Annotated in this window: 7 protein-coding genes; all 7 read left to right on the top strand. The window is 72.2% G+C overall.

The window, feature by feature from the left end:
• The first annotated feature begins 60 nt into the window (after positions 1–60).
• Positions 61–1077, top strand: coding sequence for a LacI family DNA-binding transcriptional regulator (locus tag ACFWTE_RS19405; protein WP_378780970.1), 1017 nt, complete (start codon positions 61–63; stop codon positions 1075–1077).
• Positions 1078–1116: 39 nt separating this feature from the next.
• The gene (gene araB / locus ACFWTE_RS19410) at positions 1117–2838 is read left to right on the top strand and encodes a ribulokinase (protein ID WP_378780964.1); all 1722 of its coding nucleotides are present in this window, start codon (positions 1117–1119) and stop codon (positions 2836–2838) included.
• Positions 2835–3527, top strand: coding sequence for an L-ribulose-5-phosphate 4-epimerase (locus ACFWTE_RS19415; protein ID WP_378780965.1), 693 nt, complete (start codon positions 2835–2837; stop codon positions 3525–3527). Before araB ends, ACFWTE_RS19415 begins: the two co-directional genes overlap by 4 nt.
• Before the next feature lie 9 nt (positions 3528–3536).
• Entirely contained in the window at positions 3537–4973 is a 1437-nt protein-coding gene (locus ACFWTE_RS19420; protein ID WP_378780966.1) for an L-fucose/L-arabinose isomerase family protein, read from the top strand.
• Between the two features lie 84 nt (positions 4974–5057).
• Complete coding sequence (locus ACFWTE_RS19425) at positions 5058–5216, top strand: hypothetical protein (protein WP_378780967.1); 159 nt, start codon at positions 5058–5060, stop codon at positions 5214–5216.
• Positions 5217–5256: 40 nt separating this feature from the next.
• Positions 5257–6348, top strand: a complete 1092-nt coding sequence (gene chvE / locus ACFWTE_RS19430; protein WP_378780968.1) for a multiple monosaccharide ABC transporter substrate-binding protein — start codon at positions 5257–5259, stop codon at positions 6346–6348.
• Positions 6345–6652 (top strand): ATP-binding cassette domain-containing protein (locus ACFWTE_RS19435; protein WP_378780969.1); only part of this gene is annotated, 308 nt, incomplete at its 3' end. The genes chvE and ACFWTE_RS19435, both read left to right, overlap by 4 nt.

Consider the following 6652-nt stretch of genomic DNA (forward strand, 5'->3'; position numbering starts at 1 on the left):
TCCCCTGACATACCCGGAGGTGTCGTTCAGGTGAACCCACCCGTGGGCCGCACCCCCGTCATGGCCGACGTCGCCCGGTTGGCCGGTGTCTCGCACCAGACCGTGTCCCGCGTCATCAACGGCCACCCCAACGTCCGCGAGGAGACCGTCCTGCGTGTGCAGCGGGCGATCGACGAGCTGGGCTACCACCGCAACTCCACGGCGCGCGCCCTGGTCACCCGCCGCACCAACGTGCTCGGCGTCATCGCCTTCGACACGACGCTCTTCGGCCCGGCGCAGACCCTGGCGGGGATCGAGCGCGCGGCGCGCGAGGCGGGCTACTTCCTGAGCATGGTCAGTCTCGACGACGTGTCGCCGGCCGGTGTCGTCGCCGCCGCGGACTTCCTGATCCAGCAGTCGGTCGAGGGCTGCATCGCCATCGCCCCGCAGCGGAGCCTGGTCGACGCCCTCGCCGCGCTGCCGAGGCCGCTGCCGCTGGTCGCGGTCGAGGGCGGTGAGGGCTCCGGCCTCCCCGTCGTCTGCGTCGACCAGGCCCAGGGTGCCGAGGACGCCGTCCGCCACCTCCTCGAACTGGGTCATCACACGGTCCACCACATCGAGGGCGACCCGCTCTGGCTGGAGTCCGAGGCCCGCGTCCAGGGATGGCGCCGGGCCCTGGAAGAGGCCGGGGCGCCGGTTCCGGAACCGCTCCAGGGGGACTGGAGCCCCCGGTCGGGCTACGAGCTCGGCCGGGCCCTGGTGTCCCGGCGCGACGCGGGGGAGCGGGTGACAGCGATCTTCGTGGGCAACGACCAGATGGCCATAGGGGTGCTGCGCGCCCTGCACGAGGCCGGTCTGAGCGTGCCCGGCGACGTCAGCGTGGTCGGCTTCGACGACATCCCCGAAGCGGAGTACCTCACCCCGTCCCTGAGCACCGTGTACCAGGACTTCGCCCAGGTCGGAAGGGAGAGTCTGGCCCTGCTCCTCGGTGAGATCGGGGCGGGGCGCAACGGCCCGGCCGACCCCGCCGGGGCCGCGCGGAGAGTCGTCCCGGCAGAACCGAGGCACCGGGGCAGCAGCGGGCCGCCACCACCCTGACACCCCGGCCCACGCGCCCCTCCAAGGAAGGAACCCCCTGTGCGCCAGAATGTTAACGCTAACAACCAGTTGTCGCCGGACGCGGTCACCATCGGGATCGACTTCGGGACCCTGTCCGGACGCGCCGTCGTCGTCCGTGCCGCCGACGGGGCCGAACTCGGCTCCGCAGCCCACACCTACCGGCACGGCGTCATCACGGCGCACCTGCCCGGCTCCTCCGCACCGCTGGCCCCGGAGACCGCCCTCCAGAGCCCCGAGGACTACCGCGAGGTCCTGGCCACGGCCGTGCCCGAGGCACTGCGGGCCTCCGGTGCCAGCCCCGCACAGGTGATCGGCATCGGCACCGACTTCACCTCCTGCACGGTCCTGCCCGTGACCGCGGACGGCACCCCGCTGTGCGAGCTACCGGGGCTCGCCGGGCGCCCCCACGCCTGGCCCAAACTGTGGCGCCACCACGCCGCCCAGCCCGAGGCGGACGAGATCAACGCCCTCGCCGAGAAACGGGGTGAGACGTGGCTGGCCCGCTACGGCGGGCGGATCTCCTCCGAGTGGCAGTTCGCCAAGGCTCTCCAGGTGCTGCGCGAGGACCCCGAGGTGTACGAGCGCACCGACCGCTGGATCGAGGCCGCCGACTGGATCGTCTGGGAGCTGTGCGGACGCGAGACCCGCAACGTCGCCACCGCCGGGTACAAGGGCATCCACCAGGACGGAGCCTGGCCCTCAGCGGACTTCCTGACCGCACTCGACCCCCGTTTCGCGACCTTCGCGGAGGACAAGCTCGCCCACCCCCTCTCCCAGCTGGGCGAGCGCGCCGGCGGCCTCACCGCCGGGGCCGCGGCCCTGACCGGTCTGCCCGAGGGGCTGCCCGTCGCGGTCGGCAACATCGACGCGCACGTCACCGCCGCCACCGCGCAGACCACCGGCAACGGCCGGATGCTCGCGATCATGGGCACCAGCACCTGCCACGTCATGAACTCCGACGTCCTCGCCGAGGTCCCCGGTATGTGCGGGATGGCGCTCGGCGGCATCACCCCCGGGGCGTGGGGCTACGAGGCCGGACAGAGCGGCGTCGGCGACATCTTCGCCTGGTTCGCCGACTCCTACGTGCCTCCCTCCTACCACGAGGAGGCCCGCGCACGAGGCCTGTCCGTCCACGACCTGCTCTCCGCCCGGGCCTCGAAGGCACGGGTCGGGGAACACGGCCTCGTCGCCCTGGACTGGCACAGCGGGAACCGCTCGGTCCTGGTCGACCACGACCTGTCGGGCGTGCTCGCCGGCATGACGCTGGCCACCAGGCCCGAGGAGGTCTACCGCGCCCTGGTCGAGGCCACGGCCTTCGGCACGCGCACGATCGTCGAGGCCTTCGAGTCGGCGGGGGTCCCGGTCAGGGACTTCACGGTCGGCGGCGGCATGGTCCGCAACCCGTTCGTGCTCCAGGTCTACGCCGACGTGCTCGACCGCCCGATCCGCCTGGTCGCCTCCGAGTACAGCTGCGCGGTGGGGGCCGCCATCCACGCGGCCGTCGCCGCCGGGGCCCACCCCGACATCCACGCGGCCTCGGCCGCCATGGGGCGGGTCCGCGACGAGACCGTCGACCCCGACCCGGGCAGGGCGGCGGCCTACGACGAACTCTTCGCGGTCTACACCGAGCTCCACGACCACTTCGGCCGGGGCGGCAGCCGGAGTCTGCGCCGTCTCCGGGCCATCCGCAACGCCACCCTGGCCACCGCCGGCCACACCACCGAGGAGGGAACACGATGACCGCAGACACGGCCCCGGCCGTCCCCGAGGAGTACCGGGGGGAGGTGGAACGCCTGCGTGAGCACCTGTGCGACCTGCACGCCGACCTGCCCCGCTGGAACCTGGTCACCTGGACCAGCGGCAACGTCTCCGCCCGCGTCCCCGGCGCCGACCTCATGGTGATCAAACCCAGCGGGGTCTCCTACGACGACCTGACCCCCGCCGACATGGTCGTCTGCGACCTGGACGGGCAGGTGGTCGAGGGGCACCGCGCACCCTCCAGCGACACCGCCTCCCACGCGCACGTCTACCGCGCGCGCCCCGACGTCGGTGGAGTCGCGCACACCCACAGCCCCTACGCGACGGCCTGGGCGGCGCGGGGCGAGGCCATCCCGTGCGTCATCACGGCGATGGCCGACGAGTTCGGCGGCGACGTCCCCGTGGGGCCGTTCGCCCTCATCGGCGGCGACGACATCGGCAGGGGAGTGGTCGCGACCCTCGACGGACACCGGTCCCCGGCCGTCCTCATGCGCGGGCACGGCGTCTTCACGGTCGGCTCCTCCGCCCGCGACGCGGTCAAGGCCGCGGTGATGTGCGAGGACGTGGCGCGCACCGTCCACATCGCCCGCCAGGGCGGGCCGCTCGAACGCCTCCCCCAGGAGCACATCGACGCGCTCCACGACCGGTACCAGAACGTCTACGGCCAGTAAGGAACGACCGTGCCCCTCCCCACGCCCCCGGCCACCGCACACGCGCCCGTCGGAACCCGCCTGCCCCGCATCGGCCTCCTCGGCATCATGCAGCCGCTCTACGACGACATGATCCCCGGTATCACCGAGCACCAGGCCGCGTACGCCGCCCGGGTCGCCGAGAAGCTCTCCGGGGTCGCCGAGTGGACCCTGGTCCCCCCGGTGCGCGGCCGCGACGACGCGGAACGAGCGATGCGCGGGTTCGAGGACGCCGGCCTCGACGGGGTCCTCGTCGTCATGCTCACCTACGGCCCCTCCCTGCGGGTCACCCGCCTGTTCAGCCAGGCGCGGCTGCCCGTCGCCCTGGCCAACATCCAGCCCGACCCCGCGGTCTCCCCGTCCTGGGACATGGACGACATGACCTACAACCAGGGCATCCACGGCGCCCAGGACACCGCCAACGCGATGGTGCGCGCCGGACTCCCGTTCGAGGTCGTCACCGGGGAGTGGCAGAGCCCCGAGTTCGCGGACAGGATCGACCGCTGGGCCAGGGCGGCCCGCGCGGTCACCGCCCTGCGCGGGCTCAGGGTCGGCGTGTTCGGCTACCCCATGAACGGCATGGGCGACGCCCGGGTGGACGAGAGTTCGCTGCTGCGCAAGCTCGGCCCGGAGGTCGAGGTCATCGCGCCCGGCTCCCTGCACCGGACGATGGCCGACCTGCCGGAGGAGGAGGTCGCGGAGCTCATGTCCTGGGAGGACGGGGCCTTCGAGGTCGACGGGCGCCTCTCCAAGGAGGAACGCGAGGACCACGCCCGCATGCAGCTGGGCATCGAGCGGCTGCTGGAGGAGCGGGGCGCGGGCGCCTACTCCACCCACTTCGACGCCATCGGCGAGGACGGCCGCTTCGCCCGGCTCCCGATGGCCGCCGCCTCCACCCTGATGGCCAAGGGGTACGGGTTCGCGGGCGAGGGCGACGTGCTGGCCGCGTCGATCGTCTACGCCGGGCACCAGCTCGCCGGGGACGGCCACTTCACCGAGATGTACGCCATGGACTTCCCCAGCGACTCCATCCTCATGAGCCACATGGGGGAGGGGAACTGGCGGGTCGCGCGCGGCGACGAGCCGGTCCGGCTGATCAAGCGCCCCCTGGGGATCGGCGGCCTGGACGACCCGCCCACCATCGTCTTCCGCTACCGGCCGGGACCCGCGACCCTCGCCTCCCTGGTCTTCCTCGGCGGTGAGGACTTCCGCCTGGTGGTCGCCGAGGGCGAGGTGATCGACGCACCCGAACTGCCGTCTCTGGAGATGCCCTACGGCCAGTTCCGGCCGGAGTCGGGCGTGCGGGCCTGCATGGACGCCTGGCTCCGGTCCGGCGGCACACACCACATGGTCATGAACACCGGTGCGAGGGCCGAGGACTGGAGGGTCCTCTGCTCGCTCGCCGGCATCGAGTACGTCCGGGTCTGACCCCCCGGACCCCGCGGCGCCCGGCGCCCGCGTCCCGGGGAGGGCCCTCGGGCCCTCCCCACCCCCCGGCGCAAGGAGAACACCATGCGCGTCCGACCCCCCGAACCCCCCTCACCCCCCGACCCCCCTGCTCCGCGCGGCCCCGGCCGCAGGGCCTTCGCCGCCGGAGCCCTCGCCGCGGCGGGCCTCGCCCTGCCGCCCGTCTCCTGGTCCGTGGTCACCCTGTCCACCGGCCGCCGCTGAACGACGGCCACCCCCCACTGGAAGGAAGAGGAACCAGAACATGCGCGACCACCCGAGGGCCGTCCCGGCCCTGGCAGTCATAGGGACGACGCTCCTGCTCACCGCCTGCAGCGGTGTCGGAGACGCCGCCCGCCCCGAGGGGGAGTCCGGCACCGTCGGCATCTCCATGCCCACCCAGTCCTCGGAGCGCTGGATCGCCGACGGCGCCAACATGGTCGAGGAGTTCGAGGAGCGCGGCTTCGGCACCGACCTCCAGTTCGCCGAGGACGTGGTCCAGGACCAGATCTCCCAGATCGAGAACATGATCACCCGGGGCGTCGACGTACTGGTCATCGCCGCGATCGACGGTGCGGCACTGGGCGACGTCCTCGACATGGCGGCGGACAACGACATCCCCGTGATCGCCTACGACCGCCTCATCCTCGACAGCGAGCACGTCGACTACTACGCCACCTTCGACAACCTCAGGGTCGGCGAGCTCCAGGGGAACTACATCGTCGACGCCCTCGACCTGGAGAACGAGGACGGGCCCTTCGACATCGAGCTCTTCGGCGGAGCGCCCGACGACAACAACGCCTACTTCTTCAACGACGGCGCGATGTCCGTCCTCCAGCCCTACATCGACGACGAGGCGCTGGTGGTCCGCAGCGGCCAGACCTCCATGGACCAGATCTCCACCCAGCGCTGGGACGGCGCCATCGCCCAGGCACGGATGGACAACCTCCTCAGCGCCCACTACTCCGACGAGGAGGTGGACGCCGTCCTGTCCCCCTTCGACGGCATCAGCCTCGGCGTGATCGAGTCCCTGAGGGCGGTCGGCTACGGCTCCGAGGACAGGCCGCTGCCGGTCGTCACCGGCCAGGACGCCGAGGTCTCCTCGGTCAAGTCGATCATCGCCGGCGAGCAGACCCAGACGGTCTTCAAGGACACCCGTGCCCTGGCCGCCCAGACGGTCGGCATGGTCGAGTCCGTCCTCGCCGAGGAGGAGGTCGAGGTCAACGACACCGAGACCTACGACAACGGGGTCAAGGTGGTCCCCGCCTACCTGCTCGAACCCGTCTCGGTGGACATCGACAACTACCAGGAGGAGCTGGTCGGGAGCGGCTACTACGAGGAGTCCGACCTCGAATGAGCGAGACGCAGACACGACCGGACCGCCTCGGCAGCCCGCTGCTGCTGATGAGCGGCATCCGCAAGGAGTTCCCCGGCGTGCGCGCCCTGGACGGCGTGTCCCTGAGCGTCGCGCACGGGAGCGTCCACGCGCTCATGGGGGAGAACGGCGCCGGGAAGTCCACGCTGATGAAGGTCCTCAGCGGGGTCCACCCGGCGGGTTCCTACGACGGCGAGATCCTCGTCGACGGCGACGTCGATGTCCGCCGCGACCGCCAGCCGCGCGACCGCCGTTCCGATGTTCCCGCTTCCGATGATTCCCAGAG

The organism is Nocardiopsis sp. NPDC058631 (assembly GCF_042716955.1).
Lineage (GTDB): Bacteria > Actinomycetota > Actinomycetes > Streptosporangiales > Streptosporangiaceae > Nocardiopsis.

What these genes read in the sequence shown, in the direction of transcription:
- ACFWTE_RS19405 (WP_378780970.1), top strand. Translation starts at nt 61, where the DNA reads ATGGCCGACGTCGCCCGGTTGGCCGGTGTCTCGCACCAGACCGTGTCC.
- chvE (WP_378780968.1), top strand. Translation starts at nt 5,257, where the DNA reads ATGCGCGACCACCCGAGGGCCGTCCCGGCCCTGGCAGTCATAGGGACG.
- ACFWTE_RS19425 (WP_378780967.1), top strand. Translation starts at nt 5,058, where the DNA reads ATGCGCGTCCGACCCCCCGAACCCCCCTCACCCCCCGACCCCCCTGCT.
- ACFWTE_RS19415 (WP_378780965.1), top strand. Translation starts at nt 2,835, where the DNA reads ATGACCGCAGACACGGCCCCGGCCGTCCCCGAGGAGTACCGGGGGGAG.